At 60.3% G+C, this 23388-nt stretch carries 20 protein-coding genes and 2 pseudogenes; 17 read left to right on the forward strand and 5 right to left on the reverse strand.

Annotated elements, in window-relative coordinates; translation table 11 throughout:
- Nucleotides 1-87 precede the first annotated feature (87 nt).
- Both BK662_RS14425 and tspR read left to right on the forward strand, forming a co-directional pair.
- Nucleotides 88-2865 (forward strand): hybrid sensor histidine kinase/response regulator, encoded by a 2778-nt coding sequence (locus BK662_RS14425; protein ID WP_123358618.1) that lies wholly within the window; start codon nucleotides 88-90, stop codon nucleotides 2863-2865.
- A gap of 64 nt (nucleotides 2866-2929) precedes the next feature.
- Nucleotides 2930-3526, forward strand: coding sequence for a type III secretion system genes modulator TspR (tspR, locus tag BK662_RS14430; protein ID WP_123358619.1), 597 nt, complete (start codon nucleotides 2930-2932; stop codon nucleotides 3524-3526).
- 53 nt (nucleotides 3527-3579) lie between these two features.
- Here the strand turns inward: tspR and BK662_RS14435 are convergent, their stop codons facing one another.
- A complete protein-coding gene (locus BK662_RS14435; protein ID WP_123358620.1) occupies nucleotides 3580-4371 on the reverse strand; it encodes a hypothetical protein in 792 nt (263 codons plus the stop codon).
- Between the two features lie 256 nt (nucleotides 4372-4627).
- Between BK662_RS14435 and BK662_RS14440 the strand changes: the two genes are divergently transcribed.
- Nucleotides 4628-5380: a hypothetical protein gene (locus BK662_RS14440; RefSeq protein ID WP_123358621.1), complete on the forward strand. Its 753-nt coding sequence runs from the start codon at nucleotides 4628-4630 to the stop codon at nucleotides 5378-5380.
- A gap of 21 nt (nucleotides 5381-5401) precedes the next feature.
- Nucleotides 5402-5710 (forward strand): annotated as a pseudogene (locus tag BK662_RS14445) (transposase); the annotation flags it as partial.
- 86 nt (nucleotides 5711-5796) lie between these two features.
- Here the strand turns inward: BK662_RS14445 and cobJ are convergent.
- The 4 genes from cobJ to cobG are packed head-to-tail and all read right to left on the reverse strand — an operon-like array spanning nucleotide 5797 to nucleotide 10157.
- Nucleotides 5797-7500, reverse strand: coding sequence for a precorrin-3B C(17)-methyltransferase (gene cobJ, locus BK662_RS14450; protein WP_123358622.1), 1704 nt, complete (start codon nucleotides 7498-7500; stop codon nucleotides 5797-5799).
- Nucleotides 7500-8231 (reverse strand): precorrin-2 C(20)-methyltransferase, encoded by a 732-nt coding sequence (locus BK662_RS14455; protein ID WP_030128260.1) that lies wholly within the window; start codon nucleotides 8229-8231, stop codon nucleotides 7500-7502. The genes cobJ and BK662_RS14455 overlap by 1 nt, the downstream gene beginning before the upstream one ends.
- Nucleotides 8231-8857 carry a precorrin-8X methylmutase gene (locus tag BK662_RS14460; protein ID WP_019650629.1) on the reverse strand — a complete coding sequence of 209 codons (627 nt, stop codon included), beginning with the start codon at nucleotides 8855-8857 and terminating at the stop codon, nucleotides 8231-8233. The genes BK662_RS14455 and BK662_RS14460 overlap by 1 nt, the downstream gene beginning before the upstream one ends.
- Nucleotides 8850-10157: a precorrin-3B synthase gene (gene cobG, locus BK662_RS14465; protein WP_123358623.1), complete on the reverse strand. Its 1308-nt coding sequence runs from the start codon at nucleotides 10155-10157 to the stop codon at nucleotides 8850-8852. Before cobG ends, BK662_RS14460 begins: the two co-directional genes overlap by 8 nt.
- A gap of 145 nt (nucleotides 10158-10302) precedes the next feature.
- On the opposite strand from cobG, the gene cbiE reads away from it, so the two are divergent.
- The 13 genes and pseudogenes from cbiE to BK662_RS14530 form a co-directional block, all read left to right on the forward strand.
- On the forward strand, nucleotides 10303-11514 hold the full coding sequence (gene cbiE, locus BK662_RS14470; protein WP_123358624.1) for a precorrin-6y C5,15-methyltransferase (decarboxylating) subunit CbiE: 1212 nt from the start codon (nucleotides 10303-10305) through the stop codon (nucleotides 11512-11514).
- Nucleotides 11507-12604 carry a cobalt-precorrin-5B (C(1))-methyltransferase gene (locus BK662_RS14475; RefSeq protein WP_095052942.1) on the forward strand — a complete coding sequence of 366 codons (1098 nt, stop codon included), beginning with the start codon at nucleotides 11507-11509 and terminating at the stop codon, nucleotides 12602-12604. Before cbiE ends, BK662_RS14475 begins: the two co-directional genes overlap by 8 nt.
- Nucleotides 12601-13314 carry a cobalt-precorrin-6A reductase gene (locus tag BK662_RS14480; RefSeq protein ID WP_123358625.1) on the forward strand — a complete coding sequence of 238 codons (714 nt, stop codon included), beginning with the start codon at nucleotides 12601-12603 and terminating at the stop codon, nucleotides 13312-13314. The genes BK662_RS14475 and BK662_RS14480 overlap by 4 nt, the downstream gene beginning before the upstream one ends.
- A gap of 251 nt (nucleotides 13315-13565) precedes the next feature.
- On the forward strand, nucleotides 13566-13877 hold the full coding sequence (locus tag BK662_RS14485; RefSeq protein WP_123358626.1) for a hypothetical protein: 312 nt from the start codon (nucleotides 13566-13568) through the stop codon (nucleotides 13875-13877).
- A gap of 49 nt (nucleotides 13878-13926) precedes the next feature.
- Nucleotides 13927-14325: a DUF2946 domain-containing protein gene (locus BK662_RS14490; RefSeq protein ID WP_123358627.1), complete on the forward strand. Its 399-nt coding sequence runs from the start codon at nucleotides 13927-13929 to the stop codon at nucleotides 14323-14325.
- 48 nt (nucleotides 14326-14373) lie between these two features.
- Nucleotides 14374-14853: a copper chaperone PCu(A)C gene (locus tag BK662_RS14495; protein WP_123358628.1), complete on the forward strand. Its 480-nt coding sequence runs from the start codon at nucleotides 14374-14376 to the stop codon at nucleotides 14851-14853.
- A gap of 21 nt (nucleotides 14854-14874) precedes the next feature.
- A complete protein-coding gene (locus BK662_RS14500) occupies nucleotides 14875-15324 on the forward strand; it encodes a DUF2946 domain-containing protein (protein ID WP_123358629.1) in 450 nt (149 codons plus the stop codon).
- An 84-nt stretch (nucleotides 15325-15408) separates the two neighbouring features.
- Nucleotides 15409-17526, forward strand: a complete 2118-nt coding sequence (locus BK662_RS14505) for a TonB-dependent copper receptor (RefSeq protein WP_123358630.1) — start codon at nucleotides 15409-15411, stop codon at nucleotides 17524-17526.
- Between the two features lie 124 nt (nucleotides 17527-17650).
- Nucleotides 17651-19030: a PepSY-associated TM helix domain-containing protein gene (locus tag BK662_RS14510; protein WP_123358631.1), complete on the forward strand. Its 1380-nt coding sequence runs from the start codon at nucleotides 17651-17653 to the stop codon at nucleotides 19028-19030.
- Between the two features lie 220 nt (nucleotides 19031-19250).
- Nucleotides 19251-20039: an ABC transporter ATP-binding protein gene (locus tag BK662_RS14515; RefSeq protein ID WP_123358632.1), complete on the forward strand. Its 789-nt coding sequence runs from the start codon at nucleotides 19251-19253 to the stop codon at nucleotides 20037-20039.
- Entirely contained in the window at nucleotides 20036-20995 is a 960-nt protein-coding gene (locus BK662_RS14520) for an ABC transporter substrate-binding protein (RefSeq protein WP_123358633.1), read from the forward strand. The genes BK662_RS14515 and BK662_RS14520 overlap by 4 nt, the downstream gene beginning before the upstream one ends.
- Nucleotides 20992-22002 carry a FecCD family ABC transporter permease gene (locus BK662_RS14525; RefSeq protein ID WP_123358634.1) on the forward strand — a complete coding sequence of 337 codons (1011 nt, stop codon included), beginning with the start codon at nucleotides 20992-20994 and terminating at the stop codon, nucleotides 22000-22002. Before BK662_RS14520 ends, BK662_RS14525 begins: the two co-directional genes overlap by 4 nt.
- Nucleotides 22003-22574: 572 nt before the next feature.
- A pseudogene (locus tag BK662_RS14530) lies at nucleotides 22575-22823 on the forward strand (DUF6124 family protein); the annotation flags it as partial.
- Nucleotides 22824-23388: the final 565 nt, after the last annotated feature.

Consider the following 23388-nt stretch of genomic DNA (forward strand, 5'->3'; position numbering starts at 1 on the left):
GCCAGGCAAGGGCTTGCGGTCCTTGCCTGACTATTCCGGCGCCGCGCATAGTTATACTCTGGCATCAACCTATGAAGGGATTTCGCCGTGCGCTGGCTCAGGATTGCCATAGGCTTCACCGTCACTCTGCTGACCTTGCTCTGCATGCTCCCGGCCCAAGCCGCGCAAGGCAGTGGCTGGGCGGTATTGCTCGACGAACAGGGCGACCTGCAGCTGAGCGACATCCGCTCCAGCCGCTACACCAATCAATTCAGCCCCGTCGAACTCGACCGCCTCACTGCGGCCGCGCCCGAAGGTGCGCTATGGCTGCGTTTCAGGCTCGCACCCGGCAAGCACGAACAGTTGCTGCGAGTGTTCGCACCAGACCTGTCGCACCTCAATCTGTATGTGCTCGACGGCGACCAGCTGATCGATCAATTGAATACCGGTATCGGGCAGCTCCAGGCTAAGCGCCCCCTCCCCAGCAGCGACTTCATGTTGCCGCTATCACAAAGCGACAAAACCCTCGACGTCTACCTGCGGCTGGTTTCCGAACACCAGTTTCGGCCCTACATCACCCTGCAATCGGCGGTCATGACCGCGGCCACTCAGTACCAGACGCTGATCTACGGCTTGCTTTTTGGCTGCCTCGGGATGCTGATCCTGCATAACCTGACCCGTTACATCTACACCCGCTCGCGCAGCAGCCTCTGGCTGGCAGCATGCGAAGGGCTGCTGATGCTCAGCCTGGTGTTGCTACTGAACCTGGCCCGGCCATGGTTGCCGAACTGGTCCGCCGTGCAGACACCCGGTGCCTACCTCGCCTTGCTGATGACCGCGCCTTGCGGTTTGATGTTCGCCTACCGTTTCTTCGCCCCGCTCGGCCCGCACCCGCTGAACAAACTGCTGCTGGGGGACATCCTGTTCATCATGGCCTGCGGCCTGCTGTTGCTGTTCGTCAACACATTGCCACTGAACCTGATCACGTATGGGCTGGTTGCTCTGGCCGGTCTGAGCATGTTGTTCGTCAGTGCCCATCACTGGCAAAAAGGTTATCGCCCGGCGCGCCTGTTCGTGGCGGCCATGGTGGTATTCAACCTCGGCACATTGATTATCCTGCCGGCACTGCAGGGGCTGACCCTTGTCGCTCCGCAAGGCCTGATCATCATTTTGCTGGTGTTTATCTGTATCAGTGGCCTGTTGATGAGTATTGCCCTGGGCGAGCGACAGCGCAGCATCACCGAAGACCGTTTCAGCGTCAGTCGCGATCTGGCCGCCAGCAACGCAGAGATCAACGCCAAAGCCGAATTTCTGGCGAAGATCAGCCACGAAATCCGCACCCCGATGAATGGCGTGCTGGGCATGACCGAACTACTGCTGGGCACACCGCTGTCGGTCAAGCAACGCGACTATGTGCAGACCATCCATAGCGCCGGCAACGAACTGCTGACACTCATCAATGAAATTCTCGACATTTCCAAACTCGAATCCGGGCAGATCGAACTCGACGACGTGCAGTTCGACCTCAACGCCCTGATCGAAGACTGCCTGAGCATCTTCCGCGCCAAGGCTGAACAGCAGAACGTCGAGCTGATCAGCTTTATCCAGCCGCAGGTACCCCGCGTCATCAGCGGAGATCCGACACGCCTGCGCCAGACCCTGCTGAGCCTGCTGGAGAACGCCCTGAAGAAAACCGACGAAGGCGAGATCCTGATCGTCGTTGCTCTGGATGAACGCAGCGCCAAACCTCGACTGCGCATCGCGGTGCAGGACAGCGGCCAGCCGATGGAGGCGGAAGAACGAGACGCGCTGATGCATGCAGAACTGCACAGCAAGCACTTCCTCTCGGCCACCAGCCTGGGGGGCAATCTAGGGTTGGTGATTGCCCGTCAGCTGATCCGTTTGATGCAGGGTGAATTCGGCATCAAGAGCGGTGCCAACCAGGGCAGCACATTGTGGCTGACCCTGCCGCTGGATCCGGACCGTCTCGAACATCCGACCTCGGACCTGGACAGCCCGTTACAAGGCGCACGCGTTCTGGTCGTGGACGACAACGACACCTGTCGCAAGGTGTTGGTGCAGCAGTGCAGCGCCTGGGGCCTGAATGTCAGCGCCGTGCCATCCGGCAAGGAGGCCCTGGCGTTGCTGCGCACCAAGGCCCACCTGCGCGATTACTTCGACGTGGTCCTGCTGGACCAGAACATGCCCGGCATGACCGGCATGCAACTGGCCGCCAAGATCAAGGAAGACCCGAGCCTGAACCATGACATTCTGCTGATCATGCTCACCGGCATCAGCAATGCCCCGAGCAAGATCATCGCGCGTAATTCCGGGATCAAGCGCATTCTCGCCAAACCGGTGGCCGGCTATACACTCAAGACCACCCTGGCGGACGAGCTGAACCAGCGCAACAAAGGCTTGCCTGTCTCGCAGCAGCTGCCCACCGGCCCTACCCTTCCGGTCAAGGTGCCCAGCGATTTCCGCATCCTGGTGGCCGAAGACAACAGCATTTCGACCAAGGTCATACGCGGCATGCTGGGCAAGCTCAACCTGCAACCGGACACCGCCAGCAATGGCGAAGAAGCCCTGATGGCGATGAAGGCCCAGCGCTACGACCTGGTGCTGATGGACTGTGAAATGCCGATCCTCGACGGTTTCTCCGCCACCCAGCAACTGCGTGCCTGGGAAGTCGGCAACCAGCGGATTCGCACCCCCGTAGTGGCGTTGACCGCACACATCCTTGCCGAGCACAAAGAACGCGCGCGCCAAGCCGGCATGGACGGGCACATGGCCAAACCAGTCGAGCTGTCGCAACTGCGCGACCTGATCGAGCATTGGGTTGCCCAGCGTGATCAACAGAACCGTGCAGCGGTTCAGACCTCCTGAGCCGACAGACTCCATAGCGCCTGATAGACTCCCCCTCGACTTCCCTCGCCAGTGAGCTTGCCCCATGCTCCACGTGTTGTTCAGCGTTTACCTGAAGATGCTGGTGCTCTATAGCCCGTTCTTCGTGTTGTCCTGTTTCATCAGCCTGACCCGCGGTTATTCGCACAAGGAACAACGTCGACTGGCCTGGAAAGTGGCAACCGCCACACTGGTTTCCAGCGTTTTGCTGTACCTGTTCGGGCGGGTGATTTTCGATGTCTTCGGCATCACCGTGGACGCTTTCCGCATTGGCGCCGGCAGCGTGCTGTTCATCTCGGCGCTGGGCATGGCCCAAGGTAAGTCGGCGGTGCAGACCGATAACGTGCAACAGGATGTGACCATCGTCCCGCTGACCATCCCCTTGACGGTCGGCCCCGGCACCATCGGCGCCTTGCTGGTGATGGGCGTGAGTCAGCCGCATTGGGACGACAAACTCACGGCGATTCTCAGTATCGCGCTGGCCAGTTTCACAGTCGGCGTAGTGCTATATCTGTCGAACCGTATCGAGCGGATTCTGGGTGATCAGGGGTTGCAGATTGTCAGTCGCTTGATGGGGCTGTTCGTGTGCGCGTTGGCGGCGCAGATTATTTTTACCGGGGTGAAGGGTTATCTGGTGCCATAACGGCAGCGACCACCAGAAGCCAGAGGCGTGACGCCTCTGGCAACCGAAATGATTTAAACCGGCGAAAACTCCATAAAAATAGCTTCTCTGAGATCATCGAGGAACTTGATGCACTCAGCTTCTTTCCTCAAGTCCTCTTCGTGAATGGTAAAGAGTGCTTTGCCTTGATAGATCTCGACATCAGAACTGTTCCATTCGACAAAAATAACTTTTGTATTGTTGGCCGATGTGTCGTAGCGCACAGTACCTACGGCCATCGTGACTTCAGCGTCATCGTCTTGCTTGCAAACGGAAATACCAAAATTTGCGCCACTGGCTTCAATTGCATGACGCTCGAACAGTTTTACCGCATCGGGTTGTTTCTTTAGCGCCTCAATGGTTTTTCCCGCTACAACTTTCAACGCACTCCCAGCGGGACCCGCCACGCCACCGATAGCAGAGTGAACAATATCCAGTGCTACGTTATCCATCGTCAACTTGGAGGTAGAGGACTTGTACTGAGTAAATGCACCGAGATACTGGGTCCAGCCCGTGGCGAACATCAGTTTTTTGAAACATTCGTAGCGGGCGACTTTCTCTGAAAACAAAACCCTTGAAGCAATATCGGCATAAGCGTATGTATTTTTTACGATGCGCTTGTTGCGTCTTGTCATCCCCTCCAAAAAGCCAACGATACCGCTGCCCATGATCGCGGCATTCAATTCATCCCGATCAATTGGTAACTCCACTGCCGAGCCTGCCGAACGCGGCTGGATCTTTGGGCCAAGCAGTTTTAGTTTAGCCTGGCACTGTTCAAGGCACTGATCAAAATAGGCATTCAACTCAATTTCATTCATATTATTCATTTCTAAATCCATTTAATTTAAACAAGCAAGGCAACCTGAACCAGATCACCAACAAAACTTATCGCATCAAACAAAGTCTTTCAACACCATTAAAAAACCAAAATGTAACTTGGCCACAATTGACGTTCGGTCGGGCAGTGAAGGCGAGTAATAGAATGTTTTAAGTTGGCTGCTCCAAGTGGTGGATGGTGATTTCAAAATTGTATAGCCTGAACTTTCTTACAAGATTTATTTAATGATTTAAAAGGAGTTAACTATGGAGTTTAAGAAAACAGGACGCTTGGACTTGACGGCATATCCCGAAGCGTTCGAACGTGACTTCTCGGTAAAGAAGACAAAGACTGGTCAAAGAATTGCAACGCTCAATTCACCGGGGGCCGCCGGATCATTGTTGGGGGGTAATCTGATCAGCACGGCAAGGGGTGTGTCACGTCAGGACAAACGGGACGTCAACGCCAGCGTGCGGTATGCGCAGTGGTATGCGAGTCAGGAGCGCGATCGTCAAACAGACCCCCAGGGTTGGTTCTCCCTGTTTGTCATCACGCTTTGGTCTATGGGCTGGGAGTACGAAGACGAAAGGGTCGTCGAGAAATATTACAGAAATTTCTCCGGCCAGCTAAGCCAGGCTTATTTGAATGTGATTTCTGGTGTTAACAGTCAAATGGCAAAAGTTACAAGAGATATGTTTGCCGCACTATTGGCTAATACATCAGCCCTTTGGTCATTGTCCAAAAATAGCCTGCGAGGCAAGGAGTTTGCGATTGCGCCCGCTCAATATGACAGCCAGGGGCGATTGTCATTGGATTTGAATGATTATTCGTTATGGGCGCTAGTCCAGCGCGAAGAGTTTCTGTTTTGGGACTGGAACGAGGGCAACGTAACGCTCACGCATCGTGCCGTGCCGTTCACTCTGAACAGAGCAAGGTTTGAAGAGATCCGTCCAACGTTAAATGACCGACTCGACATTATCGCTGACGCAATATTCGAGTTTTATTCGGAGCGTCTGTGAGGGAGGCCGCATGATTGATTGAGGGAAGGTCACAGCGGTAAAACCCTGAAGGGCGACTTCGGCGAACTGCCGCTCGACATCCCTCGCGACCGGCAGGCGTCCCTTGAGCCACAACAGGTGCCAAGCATGAAACGCACTGGACCGGCTTCGATGACAACGTCATTTTCCTCTACGCCCGCGGCTTGAGCGTCAGAGAACTCCAGGCGCACTTGCAGAAAATGTACAGCACGGAGGTCTCTCCCAACCTGATCTCGGCGATTACCAGTGAGCGAAGAGGTCAAGCTCTGGCAGGCGCGATCGCTGGACGCGTTGTGCCCGATCCTCTACTTAAAGCGCGGGACTCCGGTGCGAAACAATCGAAGTCAAAGGGCAGGCAGCCAAAGAATGACAAGCGGCCCCAACGGGGCCGCTGTGGTTCAGGAGGCAGGCTTGGTGCCATACCAACGCGGTGTGTAAACCCATTCACCACCTTCGGCGCGGGGGAACACGCAAGTGGTGGACGAGCCGATCAGCACCATGGTGCGCATGTCCACTTGTTCAGGCGTGAGCGCACCGAGTGTGGTGACCCGCAGCGTCTGGCCGGGCCGACCGATGTCACGGCCCAGAACCACCGGCGTCTCCGGCGTACGGTGCTGGGCGACGATTTCCAGGGCACGGCCCAACTGCCACGGCCTGGAACGTGAAATCGGGTTATAGAAAGCCAGCGCCAGATCGGCTTCAGCGGCCAGGTCCAGACGCTTTTCGATGATCGACCACGGCTTGAGGTTGTCCGACAGCGACATTACGCAGAAGTCATGGCCCAACGGTGCACCGGCCTGAGCGGCGGTCGCCAGCGAAGCGGAAACCCCAGGGAGGATCTCCAGATCGACGCTGTGCCAGGCCGACTCACTCGACTCGTGCAAGGCTTCCAGCACGGCAGCTGCCATGGCGAACACGCCGGGGTCACCGGATGAGACCACAATCACCGAACGCCCTTGGGCCGCCAGTTCGAAGGCGTGACGGGCACGCTGCATCTCTTCGCGGTTGTCGGTGCAATGCAACACTTGATCCGGACGAAACGGGCCGGCCATGCGCACATAGGTTTCATAGCCAAGCACATCCGTGGCTTTGGCCAGTTCGGCCTTCACCGCAGGCACCATCAGTTCCGCAGCACCCGGGCCCAAACCGATCACCGCCAGCCGACCACGGGGGCGGCCGATCTGTGCGATGTCCAGCGGTTGTTCAGCGATTGCCAGCGCCAGATTCGTGTCGATCGGGATAATCGTCGCGCCAGGAACGGCCCCGCGAGCCAGTTCGCTGACATCGCGGGCAGCCGATGCAAAACGCAGCGGCACACCCAGCTCTAGCGCCGCTTCGCGCAACGCCGGGCTGGCCATTTCCGTGGCTGGTGCCAGCAGGCACGCCAGCGATTGAACGGCGATTTGCGCCTGACGCAGCGCCGCGCGAATCGCCAGGGGCAAATCCGCCACACTGGCGCTGACCGCCAACAACACACTGCGCGGGTAGATCAACAGTTCATTGGCGGCTGGCGTCCGTTCGGCGCTGCCGACATGGATCGACAAATGAGCCTTAGGGTCTTCTGGCAACTGTGCTTGCGCCAACCAGGGCGCAGCGCCTTCGATGCGCACGTGTTCGCCGGCCAGCAAGTCCGAGACAAAGCGCTTGCCCAGTTCCAGATCGCCCAAGGCATAGCCGCTGGGTGGGTTGAGCAAGCACGTGCCGAAACGCAATTCACCGCTGGTGGTGATCGCCGCCGCGACGTCGAGGCCGGCGGCGATCTCGCGCGCCATGACATTCACTCCGCCGAGACCGCCGAGCAACGGCACCACCGCGCTACCGTCTTCGGCCACGGCCAGCACCGGTGGCTCAGCACCTTTTTCCAATAGCAATGGCGCCAGGGTGCGGATCACAATCCCGGTGGCGCACAGCGCGATGATCGGCGTGTCCTGCTGATAAAGCTCGCGCAGGGTCGCGCCGAACTCGTGATAAACACGGTCCGCACCTTCGACCCGTTCGGCCAATCCATGGATCAGCGCGCCCGGATACACCTGCTGAATCTTGCGCGCGGTCGCGAGGCTGCCATTGCCGAGAATGACGATCGCCGGAGCGGAATGGGCCATCAGCCTTGCCACCTTTCACCGGGAACGATGATCAGCGAGAAGTACGGCGAGGACATCGGCTCGACCTGATCCAGCGGCACGATTTTCTGATTGGCCATGGTCGCACGCTCGACGTACAGCGCACGCTCGGCCAGACCGAGTTCTTCGAGCACCTGACGAACCTTGGGAAAGTTGCGCCCCAGTTTCATGATCACCGCCGCATCGGCATCAGCCAGTCGCCGCTTGAGGTCTTCGTGGGGTAGCACGCCCGAGAGCACCGACAGGCTCTGATTGCGATACACCAGCGGTGCGCCGAGTACCGACGCACCACCGAGCATCGAGCAGACGCCCGGCACGACTTCGGCTTCATAGCGTTCGGCCAGACGATCGTGCAGGTACATGTAGGAGCCGTAGAAGAACGGATCGCCTTCGCAGATCACCGCCACGTCACGGCCAGCGTCCAGATGCGCGGCGAGTTGTTCGCCAGCCGCATCGTAGAAATCGCTGATCACTTGTTCGTACGACAACGGTGCCGGCAGCGCTTCGGTGGTTACCGGATACACCAGCGGCAGCAGGGTTTGTGCGTCCTGCAGGTGCGCTTCGATGATGCCGAAGGCGTTGCCTTTCTTGCCCTTGGCGACGAAGTACGCCACCACCGGCGATTCGCGCAGCAGGCGCAAGGCTTTGACGGTAATCAGTTCCGGATCACCGGGGCCGACGCCCAGGCCAATCAAACGTCCAGGTTGCTGCATCATTCGATCTCCGTGGCGAGGGCGTTGACGGCGGCGGCCGCCATGGCACTACCGCCCAGCCGGCCTTGCATGATGACGAAGGGCACGCCACGGCTGTCCGCCGCGAGCATCGCCTTGGATTCGGCGGCGCCGACGAAACCCACCGGGAAGCCGAGGATCAGCGCCGGTTTCGGCGCGCCGGCGTCGAGCATTTCCAGCAGATAAAACAGCGCGGTCGGCGCATTGCCGATCACCACTACGCTGCCTTCCAGGTGCGGGCGCCACAGTTCCAGCGCGGCGGCGGAACGGGTGTTGCCCAACTCACGGGCAAGCTCCGGGACGCTGTCGTCGCGCAGGGTGCAGATCACTGGGTTATTGGCCGGCAAACGCGCGCGGGTCACGCCTTCGCTGACCATCCGCGCGTCGCACAGAATCGGCGCACCAGCCGCCAGCGCATCGCGCCCGGCCTTGCCGGCGCCTTCGGAAAATTGCAGCCCGTCGATGGCCTCGACCATGCCGCAGGCGTGGATTACCCGCACCGCGAGTTTCTCCAGATCGGCCGGGATTCGGTCGAGGTTGGCCTCGGCGCGAATGATCGCGAAGGAGTTGCGATAGATCTCCTGACCGTCGCGGATGTAATCAAGCATCAAGGGAGCTCCGTGAGCGGGCGTCGAGCAAGGCCGCGACCGCTTCGATAGTAAGGTTGCGTGCGTGCAGCGCGCCGAAACCCGGCTGCGCTGTGTCGCGAAAATAGAGGTCGTAGTGACCGGGTGAGACGGCCAGCAAAGTCGCTGGCGTGATGTGTGCCGCCGCGCAGGAACGCGCGCAGCCAGACAGATGCACATTCAGGATTTGGTCGTGACGTTGCAGCAACGCCGCCAGTTGCAGCGCATCGCCTTTGGTGTCTGCCAGGCCTTTGCCGCAACCCGCCGAACCGGTGCAGGCAATCAGATGCGCCAAGGCGTCGTCTGCCGAACAGCGCAGGCCCAAGTTTTCCAGGCTGTGGATAACTTCAGCGGCATCACGTTCGTGGATATCGGGCAGCAGCAGACTTTGCCAAGGCGTGAAACGAAGACTGCCATTGCCCCATTCACGGGCCAGTTGTGCCACGCCCCGAAGCATGGCGGGATCGAGTCGGCCCAGAGGCGGCATCGCACCGACATAGACACGGCCGGTTTCACGCTGAGGATGAGCGCCGATATGCGGAACGCTCGAGTTCGTAGCGCGCGACCCGCTCACGATGGACAGTAGCGGCACACGTTCGGCCACTTGAGCGACAAACCCGGTCACCGGGTATTCGGCCAGCAGATGACGCATGCGCGTCTGGTCGGGACGCGCCAGATCGAGGAACAACTCAAGCACCGCGATCACCAGCGCATGGCCGTCCTCCAGTCGCACCGCGCCCGACGGAGTCTGCGTCGGGCAACCCGCCAGACCGAAGGCCAGCACACACTCGCCCTCTTGCTCAACGGCGCTCAACCAAAGGTCATGAGGATGCTCGAGCATCGCCAGGCCTTCGCCGCCATCGAGTTGCACGGCAAACTTGGCGCTGAGTTCGTGGAAACGTTCGTGGCTTTGCAGGGTGATGAGGATCTGTTCGGCCAACGGGCGCGTATCGAGCAACATCTGCCGGTCGATCCCGGCGCTCGGGCTGAGCATCAGATTGCGTACATCGTCGCCCGCCGCGGTACGCGGGCCCAATCCAGCGGCGAGCAGGCTGTCGATCAAGGCCGTCTGCTCGCTGCCAATCCCGCGAATCTGCAGGTTGGCGCGGTTGGTCGCCTCGATCACGCCCCCGGCAAACCGCTCGGCCGCGCTGGCCACCGCTTCAGCTTGGGCGGCACTGATCGAGCCGCCGTTCAATTTGATCCGGCAGATGCCGCCATCCAGCGCCGGAACAATACGCAGCAACCCCGGGCAGGCCGAGGGGCGTAAGGCGGTGGACATCGGGCGTTCGTTCAAGGGGGCGACCGGCTGTGTGGGGAAAGGCGCTTCGCGGGCGAAGGCGCGGTATTATGCCTGCTTTGTCCGACGGCATGAAAAGCCTGCCCGTCGGAACAGTCCGTTTGTGGACTTTTTTTGAGGACGGCAGATGTCACCCTGGCTGACAGTAGTAGGTATCGGTGAAGACGGCTTCAAGGGCCTGGGCAAGAATGCCCGTCGCGCCCTGCTGGGCGCCTCGCGGATCTTCGGCGGCCAGCGGCAACTGGATTTGTTGCCGGTGTGCATTCGCGGCGAGCGGCAATTGTGGCCAAGTCCGTTTTCCCTTGAACCGTTGCTGGCACTGCGTGGCGAGCCGGTGTGTGTGTTGGCCAGCGGCGACCCGATGTTCTATGGCGTCGGTGCCAGCCTTTCGCGGCAACTGCCCGGCGCGGAAATGCTGATCCTGCCCGCCCCGTCTTCCGTGTCATTGGCGGCCGCTCGTCTGGGCTGGCCGTTGCAGGACGTGGTGACGCTTTCAGTAGTCGCCCGCCCCATCGCCGCGCTCAACGCCCATGTGTTCAGTGGTGTGCGCTTGCTGGTATTGAGCAACGATCGCCGGAGTCCGGCGGCCATCGCGGCGTTGCTGCGCGAGCGCGGTTTCGGGCCAAGTCGCCTCACCGTGCTGGAGCATCTGGGCGGCGAAGCCGAACGACGCATCGAGGGTGTCGCCAACGACTGGACTGACCCGGCTATCGCCGATCTGAACCTGATCGCCATCGAATGCATCGCAGAGCCGAACACGCCACGCCTGTCCCGACTGGCCGGCCTGCCGGACTCAGCCTTCCAGCACGACGGCCAACTGACCAAACGCGATGTGCGCGCCATCACCCTCGCCCGCCTCGCACCGACACCCGGCGAACTGCTGTGGGATGTCGGCGCTGGCAGCGGTTCAATCGGCATCGAATGGATGCGCGCTCATCCGAGCTGCCGAGCGCTGGCCGTCGAAGCTGATGAAGGTCGGCAGTTATTGATTGAACACAACCGCGATGCTTTGGGGGTCCCCGGTCTGCAATTGATTCGCGGCAGCGCGCCGCAAGCCTTGGATGGGCTGGAACGCCCGGACGCGATTTTCATCGGTGGCGGGGTCACCCGCGAGGGCGTGCTCGACACTTGCTGGGCCCAACTCAAACCCGGCGGCCGGTTGATCGCCAACGCCGTCACCCTGCAAAGCGAAATGACCCTGATGGCCTGGCGTGAACGGCATGGCGGTGAACTGACCCGCATTCACGTCGCTCAGGCGCAACCGCTGGGCGAGTTCGACACCTGGCGTCAGGCGCTACCGATTACCTTGCTGGACGTGACGAAACCCCTCGATGCGTGACGAAACCGCCGAACAACCCGCCCCGCTGCGCAGCGGCCTGACCACCGGCAGCTGCGCCACCGCCACCAGCCTCGCGGCGGCACGCCTGCTGCTCAGTGGCGTCGAAGCGGACGCCGTCGAGATCATTTTGCCCAAAGGCAAACGGGTGCAAATGCGCCTGGAATTCTGTCGGTTGATGAACGACGGCGCCGAAGCCGGAACGATCAAAGACGCCGGTGACGACCCGGACGTGACCCACGGCGCCCTGCTCTTTTCCCAGGTGCGCCTGCACAGTGAGCCGGGCATTCGCTTCAGCGCCGGCCGTGGCGTGGGCACCGTCACCCGGCCCGGACTGGTGCTGAACGTCGGCGAACCGGCGATCAACCCGGTGCCGCGCAAAATGATCAGCGAGCACCTGACGCTGCTGGCCGAGGAGCTGGATTACCCGGGCGGCTTCGAGGTCACGGTAAACGTCGAGGACGGCGAAGCCCTGGCGCTGAAAACCATGAACCCGCGACTGGGGATTCTCGGCGGCTTGTCGATCCTTGGCACCAGCGGCATCGTCCGGCCGTTTTCCTGCGCGGCTTACATCGCCTCGATCCATCAAGGCATCGACGTCGCCAAAACCAACGGATACCTGCACATCGCCGCGTGCACCGGCAACGCCAGCGAAGACACCATGCGCCGAGTGTACGACCTGCCGGAAATCGCCCTGATCGAAATGGGCGACTTCGTCGGCGCGGTGCTAAAGCACCTGCGCAAAGTGCCTGTGGATAAACTCAGCCTCTGCGGCGGCTTCGGCAAGATCAGCAAACTGGCGGCCGGGCACATGGATTTGCACAGCCGGCATTCAAGCATCGACCTGCCGCAACTGGCCGAATGGGCTGCGGCGGTCGGCGCCGATGAGGCGTTGCAACAGGCGATCCGCGAAGCCAATACCAGTCAGCAGGCGTTGGCGATGGCCAGCGCTGCCGGGATCGCTCTCGGCGACGCGGTGTGCCAGCACGCTCTGGACTTTGCTCGCAGCGTGGTGCCGGCGCAGGTTCAGGTCGAAGTGTTCGCCATCGATCGCCAGGGCGGGATTGTCGGCCATGCAGGAGTTTTTCAATGAAGCGCGTGTTGTTGCTTGGCGGCGTCACGGAGGCCCTGGCCATCGCCCGGACTCTGGGCCCGGAACACATCTATAGCCTGGCCGGTGTCGGTCGCGTGCCGACGGATCTGAACTGCCAGGTTAGGGTTGGCGGCTATGGTGGCGCTGAAGGTCTGGCGCAATTCATCCGGGATGAAGGCATTGACCTGCTGCTGGACGCGACCCATCCCTACGCAGCGCAAATCAGTCAGAACGCCGCCACCGCCGCGAAGTTGAGCGGCATTGCGTGCTGGGCTTTGCGGCGTCCGGCCTGGCAACCACAAGCCGGGGATGACTGGCGCGAAGTCAGCGACTGGGCCGAACTGATCGAAGCGCTTAAACCTTTCCGTCGACCGCTGTTCACCCTCGGACGCGAACCGCTGCAGCACCTGCACGAAATCCCGCCAGAGCAATTCTGGACATTGCGTGCGCTGGACGTTTATCCCGGGAATGAGCGCTGCGAAGTGATCGGCGCGCGTGGGCCGTTTCTGATCGAGGATGAACGCGAGCTGTTCGAGCGCCGGCAGATCGACGTGCTGATCAGCAAAAACAGCGGCAGCGCCGCCACTGAATCGAAACTGGAAGTGGCGCGGGAACGTGGAGTGCCGGTGCTGGTGTTGAAGCGGCCGGTGTTGCCGGGGGTTGAGCGGGAGTTTTGTTCGGTCATACAGGTATTGGAAGCGCTGAAGTAATTAACTTTTACTGGCCTCAAAAGATCGCAGCCTTCGGCAGCTCCTACAGTTGGAATGCGTACTTCTGTAGGAGCTGCCGAAGGCTGCGATCTTGGCGATAGCGAACACACTGGAAGGATCTCGGTGACGAACTAATTCCTACAAGTTGAGCAGACCGAACTCACGTCACCCTCAAAAGTGGCTGACTGGTTTAGCTCGAATTCCAAGCCTATATTCCTGAGCATCCGCTAACACTTCACTCAGAGGCCCTGATGTCTGAAAAATTCACACGCTTCGATATCACTGAGTTTCTCCTGACACCTGCCGACTTGCCGAACTACATCAAGGCCTGCGAAGAGGAAGACTCGGGCGATGGGAGTTTGAATCGTGTGGCGCTCAGAGACGTCAAACACACAATCCGGGCAAGAATCCAAATCGACCCTCAATTCGCTCAAGCATTAAGAATTGAAGTCGCTACACTCTTTCAAAACGGCGAGGCTGAGCTTGCACGTCGGTTGCTCGACATGCTGACTGACGCACTGCGACACCACACCGCACGCGGCCTTTTTACTTATCGCCCCTGATCAGGCTAAATAGCCGCGCCTGATTGCTCACTCAACCGGATCTGCCCTCATGTCCCGACAACGGCTTGCATTTGCCTGGATCGCCTGCTTTGCAGTGCTGTTCAACATGCTCGCCATGCCGATGTCCGGAGCGATGGCGCAGACGGCGAAATCGCCTGCAGAGCAATTGTTGTGGGGCAGTTTCTGCTCTTCCAACGGCACCAAGCTGGTGGCGATTTCCCTGGGCGATATCGAGCAGAAAGCTCCGCAGAGCGACGATCATTCCAACATGCAGCATTGCTGGTGCTGCTCGGGTTCTGCGCCATTGGTGGCGTTGCCGGGGCATGCGCCGCAGTTGTATTTTGCGCGTTTCGAGGCCAATCGAAGCCTGCCGCCTGCCACGCTCGACATCCCTACACCGCGCCAGCAATGGCCGAGTCTCAACCCCCGCGCTTCCCCTCTGGTGTGATTCCTTCTCGCAATTGACCTGCGTTTTGAATCGTTCTGGAGAACTGCCATGTTGAACAAGCTCATCGTTCTGGCTGTATTGCTGCTGCCTGCCTGTTTTGCCAATGCCCACGAATACAAGGCTGGCGAGCTTGAGATCGCCCATCCGTGGTCACAAGAATTGCCGCCCAACGCGCCTACAGTTGCCGCGTACTTCGTGATTCACAACAGCGGCAAAACCGCCGACCGATTGCTGAGCGTCGACTCGCCAATCGCAGGTGTTGCCCAGCTGCACGAGCATGTGATGCAAAACGATCTGATGAAAATGCAGCAAGTGCCCAGCGTCGAGATTCCGGCTGGCGGCGAAGTCACTTTCGCCCCGATGGCGTATCACGTGATGCTGCTGGAGCTGAAAGACCGCAGCCTGTTGAGCGACGGCAAGCGCTTCCCGCTGACGATGCACTTCGAAAAATCCGGCGATGTGACAGTCGATGTCACGGTGCAGAAAAAGGCGCCGGACGGCATGCAAGAGCACATGCACGCCCAGTAATCGCCCACGTTGAAAACGCCCATGCGCCCGCTTGGCACCCGGTCATCCATGCACCGCCGTCAGCCAATGAGTCTGACACGCGGCAGCTGGATCAGCCTGTTCGCCATGCTGATGATCTTTATCGGCCCGCTGATTTCTCAGTCGATGCCGATGGATCAACGCGCCTCGGCTCTGATGAAAGTATCCATGAGCATGTCGATGGACATGCCCATGGACATGTCGGCCATGGAGCATGGCGCGCAACCCGCCGCCGAGCACTGTCCGCCCAAAGCCGACCATCACGCACTCTGGGAAAAATGCGGCTATTGCAGCCTGCTGTTCAATTGCCCGGCGCTCACAGGCGGTCAATCCTTCGTCGCTTTCGACAGTCCACAGACAACCACTTTCAGCACTCCCGCTACCCGCTTGGGCCACGCCCGGCAAACCTTCTTCCCCGGCGCCCGCACCCGTGCGCCGCCCATCGTCGCGTAAACACCCACTTCCAATTTCACACGGTTTAGAAGACAGCCGCAGGCTGCCGGCCGTGTCGTTTACGACTGTTCGATGGAAATTGTCATGTCCAGGTTTTCTGCTGACACACGTTTGGGCGCTGCCCAGGCTTCTTTTGCCCTGAACGAATCTCGCGTTCGTTTCAGGCACGCCACGGCCGTTCTTTGCGGCTTGCTGCTGACTCCGATGGTGCTGGCCGATGAACACGCCGACCACACCGAAGAACTGAGCCCGACGGTGATCACCGCCATTGCGCCGAGTTCGCCACTGACCATCGTCACCAACCCCAAGGACCCGCGCCAGCCGGTGCCGGCCAGCGACGGTGGCGATTATCTGAAGACCATCCCCGGTTTCGCGCTGGTGCGCAACGGCGGCACCAACGGCGATCCGGTGCTGCGCGGCATGTTCGGCTCGCGACTGAATATCCTCACCAACGGCAGCATGATGCTCGGCGCCTGCCCCGGCCGCATGGACGCGCCGACTTCGTACATTTCACCGGAAACCTACGACAAACTCACCGTCATCAAAGGCCCGCAAACCGTGCTTTGGGGCCCCGGCGCATCAGCCGGCACCGTCCTGTTCGACCGGGAGCCGGAAAGCTTCGGCGAACTTGGCACCCGGGTGAATGCCAGCGTATTGGCCGGTTCCAACGGCCGCTTCGACAAAGTGGTGGACGCCGCTGCCGGCGGGCCGCTGGGTTACGTGCGCGTGATCGGCAACACCGCGCATTCCGACGACTACAAGGACGGTAACAACGACACCGTGCCCTCGCGCTACGACAAATGGAACGGAGATGTAGCGCTGGGCTGGACGCCGAACGCCGACACCCTGCTGGAATTGACTGCCGGCAAGGGTGATGGCGAAGCCCGTTACGCCGGGCGCGGCATGGACGGTTCGCAGTTCTTGCGTGAAAGCCTGGGCCTGCGCTTCGAACAATCAAACATCGGTGAGGTGCTGGATAAGGTCGAGGCGCAGGTTTACTACAACTACGCCGACCACGTGATGGACAACTACACCCTGCGCACGCCGTCCGGCACCGGGATGATGGCAGGCCCCATGGCGTCCAACGTCGACCGCCGAACCCTCGGCGCGCGGATCAAAGCCACTTGGCGCTGGGCCGATGTGCAACTGATCAGTGGCCTGGATGCGCAAACCAACGAACATCGCCAACGCAGCGCGATGGGCGTCGACGCCTACAAGGATGTGCCGCGCAACAAGGACGCCGACTTCCACAACTACGGCGTGTTCAGCGAACTGACCTGGTACGCCGCCGACCGTGATCGGCTGATCACCGGGGCACGACTGGATCGCGCGTCGGCCAAGGATTATCGGCAGACCATCGGCTCCGGGATGATGGCCCGCCCCAACCCGACCGCCGACGACACCCGCGCCGACACACTGCCCAGCGGTTTTGTCCGTTACGAACATGACCTGGCTGACAGCCCGACCACGCTGTATGCGGGCCTCGGTCACTCCCAACGTTTCCCGGATTACTGGGAGCTGTTTTCGCCCAAATCCGGCCCCGCCGGTTCGGTGAATGCCTACGATTCGATCAAACCAGAGAAAACCACCCAGCTCGACTTTGGCCTGCAATACAAGACCGAAGACTTCGAAGCCTGGGCCTCGGGTTACGTCGGGCAGGTGCATGACTACATCCTGTTCAACTACACGCCGGGGATGATGGGCATGACCTCGCAAGCCGAGAACATCGACGCGCGAATCATGGGCGGCGAACTCGGTGCGGCCTACAAGCTGACCGCCAACTGGAAAGCCGACGCGACCCTGGCCTACGCCTGGGGCAAGAACAGCAGCGACGGCAGCGCGCTGCCGCAGATGCCACCGCTGGATGCACGTTTCGGTCTGACCTACAGCGAAAACAACTGGAGCGCCGGCGCCTTGTGGCGGGTGGTTGCGGCGCAAAACCGCATCGACCAGAACAAGGGCAACGTGGTCGGCAAAGACTTCGACACGAGCTCTGGGTTCGGCGTGTTCTCGCTCAACGGCGCGTACCGGATCAACAAGAACTGGAAGGTCAGCAGCGGCGTCGACAATTTGTTTGGCAAGGCTTACGCCGAACACTTGAACCTGGCCGGCAACGCCGGTTTCGGCTTCCCGGCCAATGATCCGCAAGCCATCAACGAACCGGGGCGCACGCTCTGGACCAAGGTGGATATGAGTTTCTAAAAGCATCGCGAGCAGGCTCGCTCCCACATGGACAGTGTTGAACCTGTGGGAGCGAGCCTGCTCGCGATCGGTTGCGCAGCAACCGCACTAAACAACAAAAATCTACGCCTAGCGGAGCACACGAATGAAACAGCCCAAACCGAATTTCTACAACCTGGCCTGGCGCTGGCATTTCTATGCCGGCCTGTTCGTCGCGCCATTCATGGTAATGCTGGCCCTGACCGGCATCATCTACCTGTTCAAACCGCAACTCGATCCGTTGATGTACAGCAGCCTGCTGAACGTCCCGGCTGCTCATCACAAAGTCTCCGCCGATGACCTGCTCAAGCGGGTGAAAGAGGCGTACCCACAAGGTCAGATCAAACAATACCTGCCGCCGGTCAACGCCGAACGCAGTGCGCAATTTGTCGTCATCAACGAAGGTCATGAACTGAACGTGTTCATCGATCCGTACCACGGCGACATCCTTGGCGAGCAAGACGCGAAGAAGAATCTGCAAGCAGTCGCGCGCTCGATTCACGGCGAATTGATGATTGGCACCGTCGGTGATCGACTGGTGGAACTGGCTGCCGGTTGGGGCGTCGTGCTGGTGGTCTCCGGGGTATTTTTGTGGTGGCCACGCGGCCAGTCCGCCGGGATTCTCTGGCCACGCTTGAACAGTCGCGGCCGAGTGCTCTGGCGTGACCTGCACGCGGTGACCGGGTTCTGGGGCGCGGCATTGCTGCTGGTGATGCTGCTCAGCGGCATGACCTGGACCGGGTTCTGGGGCAAGCAATACGCCGACCTCTGGAACCGCTTCCCGGTAGCCATGTGGAATGACGTGCCGAAGTCCGACGTCGAGGCCCGCAGCCTCAACAGCGCCACGCGCCAGACCGTGCCATGGGCCATGGAAAACACGCCGATGCCGATGTCCGGCGACCATGCCGAACACATGGCTCACACCAGCACGCGAGCCGGTCCGGCAGCGCCGACCATTAGCCTGCAAGACGTGCAAAACATCGCCGTGCAACGCAAGGTCGAGCCCGGCTACAGCATCACCTTCCCCACCACAGCCACCGGCGTGTTCACCCTCGCGGTATTCGCCGACGACCCGCGCAACGACGCCACCCTGCATGTCGACCAGTACACCGGCGACGTCCTCGCCGACGTGCGCTGGCAACATTACAGCAACGTCGCCCGGGCTACGGAAGTCGGCGTGATGCTGCACGAAGGCAAGATGTTCGGCCCGTTCAATCAGATCATCGTGCTGCTGATCTGTCTGATGATTTTGCTTAGCGCGGTTAGCGGTGTGGTGATCTGGTGGAAGCGCCGGCCAGAGGGCAAGTTTGGTGTACCGCCGTTGCGTCACGATCTGCCGAAATGGAAAACCGCGATGGTCATCATGTTCGGGCTGGCGGTGATGTTTCCGTTGGTGGGGGCTTCGCTGGTGGCCGTGTGGGTATTGGATCGGGTGCTGCTGTCGCGCTTGAGCCGGCAAACTGAATCCACTTCAGTTTCATCATGAAGCAGGTGAGATACGAGTTCGCCCAAAGCCAATACAATGCGGGCCAGCAGTGGATCCTCGGCGAACCGCGATCGTTTTTCGTCACAGCGGAGTATCAGTTTTAAACCGTGTCGCACCCATCGCGAGCAGGCTCGCTCCCACAGGTTTTATGCGGTCCCTGTGGGAGCGAGCCTGCTCGCGATGGCGCCATCCGCAGCACCAGAAATCTCAAGAGAACTGCATGACCTCGCTGAACCTCACGAACCTCGCCTGGACACCCCAGGGCCACGGCCATTGCCATCACCAGTTCCAGCTGCGTGACGCATCGCTGCACGTGGCTGCCGGTGAATTCGTCGGGTTGATCGGCCCCAACGGCAGCGGCAAAACCAGCCTGTTGCGCTGTGCCTATCGTTTCAGCAAACCGGAAAGCGGTGAGGTCAAACTCGACCACCACAACGTCTGGAAGCAATCCTCACGCTGGTGCGCGCAACGCATCGCCGTGGTGTTGCAAGAATTCCCCGACGCCTTTGGCCTGACCGTCGAAGAAGTGGTCGCCATGGGCCGCACGCCGCACAAAGGCCTGTTTGATGGCGACACCCTTGAAGACCGAAAACTCGCGACCCACGCCCTCGAATCGGTCGGCCTCAAAGGCTTCGAAGACCACGCCTTCGCCACCCTTTCCGGCGGTGAAAAACAGCGTGTGATCCTCGCCCGCGCCCTGGCTCAACAACCGCAATTGCTGATCCTCGATGAACCAACCAATCACCTCGACCCGCGCTATCAGCTGGAGCTGTTGCAACTGGTCAAGCGTCTGCAGATCGGCACACTGGCGAGCATCCACGACCTCAATCTGGCAGCGGCCTTCTGTGATCGGCTGTACGTGATCAATCACGGTCGCATCGTGGCCAGCGGCCCACCGAAAGAAGTCCTGACCACACAGCTGCTGCACAACGTGTTCGGCGTCGGCGCCCTGATCGATGACCACCCCTTACACGGCTACCCACGAATCACCTGGATAACCCAACCATGACTTTGCGTTCCCTGCTGCGCTCCAGCCTCACCATTGCTCTATTGCTGGGCAGCGCCCAGGTGGTTGCCGAAGCCACGCATTACCCACTGACCATTCAAAGCTGCAACCGCGAAGTCACCTTCAAGGCAGCACCGAAACACGCGGTCAGCCATGACATCAACATGACCCAGATGATGCTCGCCCTCGGCCTCAAACCAAGGATGGCCGGCTACAGCGGCGTGACCGGATGGAAATCGGTGACGCCCGAGATGCAGACCATCCTCGACGGCTTGCCGGAGCTGGCGGCCAAGTACCCGTCGGTGGAAACCCTGCTCAACGCCAACGTCGATTTCTTTTTCGCCGGTTGGGATTACGGCATGCGCGTCGGTGGCGATCTCACGCCGCAAACCCTGCAACCGCTGGGCATCAACGTCTACGAACTCACCGAGTCCTGCGCCTTCGTCATGCAGCGCCCGCCCGCCAGCCTGGAAGACACTTACAACGACCTGCGCAACCTCGGAAAAATCTTCGACGTGCAGGACCGCGCCAACACCGTGATCGCACAGATGCAGGCGCAGGTCGCCGAGGTGCGCAAGGATCTGCCGACAGACAAGCCACCTGTATTTCTCTACGACAGCGGTGAGGACCGGGCCATGACTTCCGGTCGTCTCGGCATGCCTCAAGCGCTGATCGACGCTGCCGGCGGGCGCAACATTCTCGACGACGTCGAGGCGAGCTGGACTCGGGTGAACTGGGAGAACGTGGTCGAGCGTAATCCGCAGGTGATCGTGATCGTTGATTACGGCGAAGTCACCGCCGAGCAGAAGAAGCAATTCCTGCTGAACAACCAGGCCCTGCAATCGGTAGACGCGATCAAGAACCAGCGCTTCATCGTCATTCCGTACGTGCAGGCCACGCCGGGGATCGACAACGTGCTGGCGGTCGAAACCCTGGCCAAGGGTTTCCACGGCGAATGATCGATCGTCGCTATGCCTTGTTGTTGATTGCCCTCGGCGCGTTGTTGCTGGTGTCGTGCGTGGTGTCGCTGGGCTTCGGCCCGGCGCGGGTGCCGGTGGAGGTGGTGTGGCGAATATTGCTGCACAAGATTTTTGGTGTCGGTGTTGCGCACTGGACGGCCGGCCAGGAACACATCGTCTGGCTGATCCGCGTGCCACGCATGTTGCTCGGTGCGCTGGTGGGTGCAGGTCTGGCGTTGATTGGCGCGGTGCTGCAAGCGGTGACGCGCAATCCGCTGGCTGATCCGCACCTGCTCGGTGTGACCTCCGGCGCGACCCTCGGCGCGGTGATCGTGGTGCTGCATGTCGGTGAGATTGTCGGGCTGCTGACCTTGCCCATCGCGGCGTTCATCGGTGCGTTGTTGAGCATGTTGATCGTGCTGATGATCGCCAATCGCAATGGGCGACTGGACAGTGATCGGCTGCTGTTGTGCGGCGTGGCGGTGTCGTTCGTGATGATGGCGATCGCCAATTTGCTGTTGTTTCTCGGCGACCATCGCGCCAGTTCTGCGGTGATGTTCTGGATGCTTGGCGGGCTCGGGCTGGCGCGCTGGGAATTGCTCGCGGTGCCGGCGGTGAGTGTGTTGCTTGGGTTGGTGCTATTGCTGGGGATGGCTCGTCCGTTGAATGCGTTGATGGCGGGTGAACAGACTGCTGTGACTCTCGGCTTGAATGCTCGCACCGTGCGCTTGCGGGTGTTTTTGATTGCGTCGTTGATGACTGGGGTGTTGGTATCGATCAGTGGGTCTATCGGGTTTGTCGGGTTGATGGTGCCGCACATTGCGCGGCGGTTGGTGGGTGCCGAGCATCGGCGGTTGCTGCCGGTGTGCGTGTTGTTGGGTAGCCTGTTCCTTGTCTGGGTCGACGTGGCCGCACGAACGTTGATCGCCCCGGAAGACTTGCCCATCGGCGTCGCCACCGCCGCCATTGGCGGCCTATTCTTCATCGGTCTGATGCGCCGCCGCTAACCTCTCCCCTGCGAAATGCACACAGGCCCCTGTAGGACTGTAGGAGCTGTCGAGTGAAACGAGGCTGCGATCTTTTGATCTTAAAAAATCAAAGTCAAAAGATCGCAGCCTCGTTTCACTCGACAGCTCCTACGGTAACCCGTGTCAGACGAGCATTCGGTGTCAGACGTGGGATTGATCGCTCCCACGCTCCCGCGTCGCCTGGGGCGCTCCGCGTTCCGTTTTTGAATGTTTAACGGATGTGTCAAAACAGGGAACTTTCCCACGCTTTTTTCAGGTTGTTCGTCGGACGCGAGCCCTCTAGTCTTGGGCTGTCGCTGAACACTCAGCGATCGGGTGTGAGAACCCGGTAACAGAGATGTATGAATCTACCGCCAGTATCACCATAATTGCCGCCAGCTATTCGCTGCCTGCAATGCTCTATGGCGGCTGTGTGCGGGCGGACTTCGGTCCGGCCGGTTCTCTGTTCCCGGTTTCTCACCCTGCACATAGCTGCCACCACTTTCCGTGTGAGAAACGGCAAGTGATGGCCCCTGCATGGACAGAGAACTTAAATGAAGAAATCAGTACCCGATCCCCCGCCGCAATACACCGAAAAACCCCGCCGCCCCAGCACCATGTTCATCGTCGCCCCGAATATGGATACCGAAAGCCTCCTGGCCCACGCCTACGAATCGTTGGCCTCAGCGAGTGTCCTGGCCAGCGACTTCGCCAACAATCTGATCGGCCCGCAGCACCACACGGCGTTGGCGATTCAGCAGGTCGTCATGCTGGCGGAGCTGGCGGTGAACCGGGCGCTGGATAACGTCGACCCGGCGTAGACCGCGTTATCGTTCATCGCGAGCAGGCTCGCTCCCACAGGGACCATCGCCGTTCATAGGCTTGGTGTACGCCACCAATCAACTGTGGGAGCGAACCTGCTCGCGATAACGGCGGCACATCCAACATCACAGTGACTGACACACCGCTTTCGCGAGCAAGCCCGCTCCCACAGGGATTATTGTCGTTCACAGATTCCGCGCACGACACACATCTACTGTGGGAGCGAGCCTGCTCGCGAAGACGGCGATACATCCAACATCACAATAACTGACACACCGCTTTCGCGAGCAAGCCCGCTCCCACAGGGATTATTGTCGTTCACAGATTCCGCGCACGACACACATCTACTGTGGGAGCGAGCCTGCTCGCGATGACGGCGGCACATCCAACATCACAGTGACTGAGACACCGCTTTCGCCGCTCCCACATTTGATCTGCGGTGTCTGCACTGCCTGCGCCCCAATCTGGCGCATCTCTTCGCACCAACGCGCCAGTCGCGATCCTTCATGGTGCGCCGCCAAACCCGCGCAACCGCTCTAATACGACATTTCCTTGCCCTTCCCC

Source organism: Pseudomonas frederiksbergensis (assembly GCF_003732275.1).
Lineage (GTDB): Bacteria > Pseudomonadota > Gammaproteobacteria > Pseudomonadales > Pseudomonadaceae > Aquipseudomonas > Aquipseudomonas frederiksbergensis_H.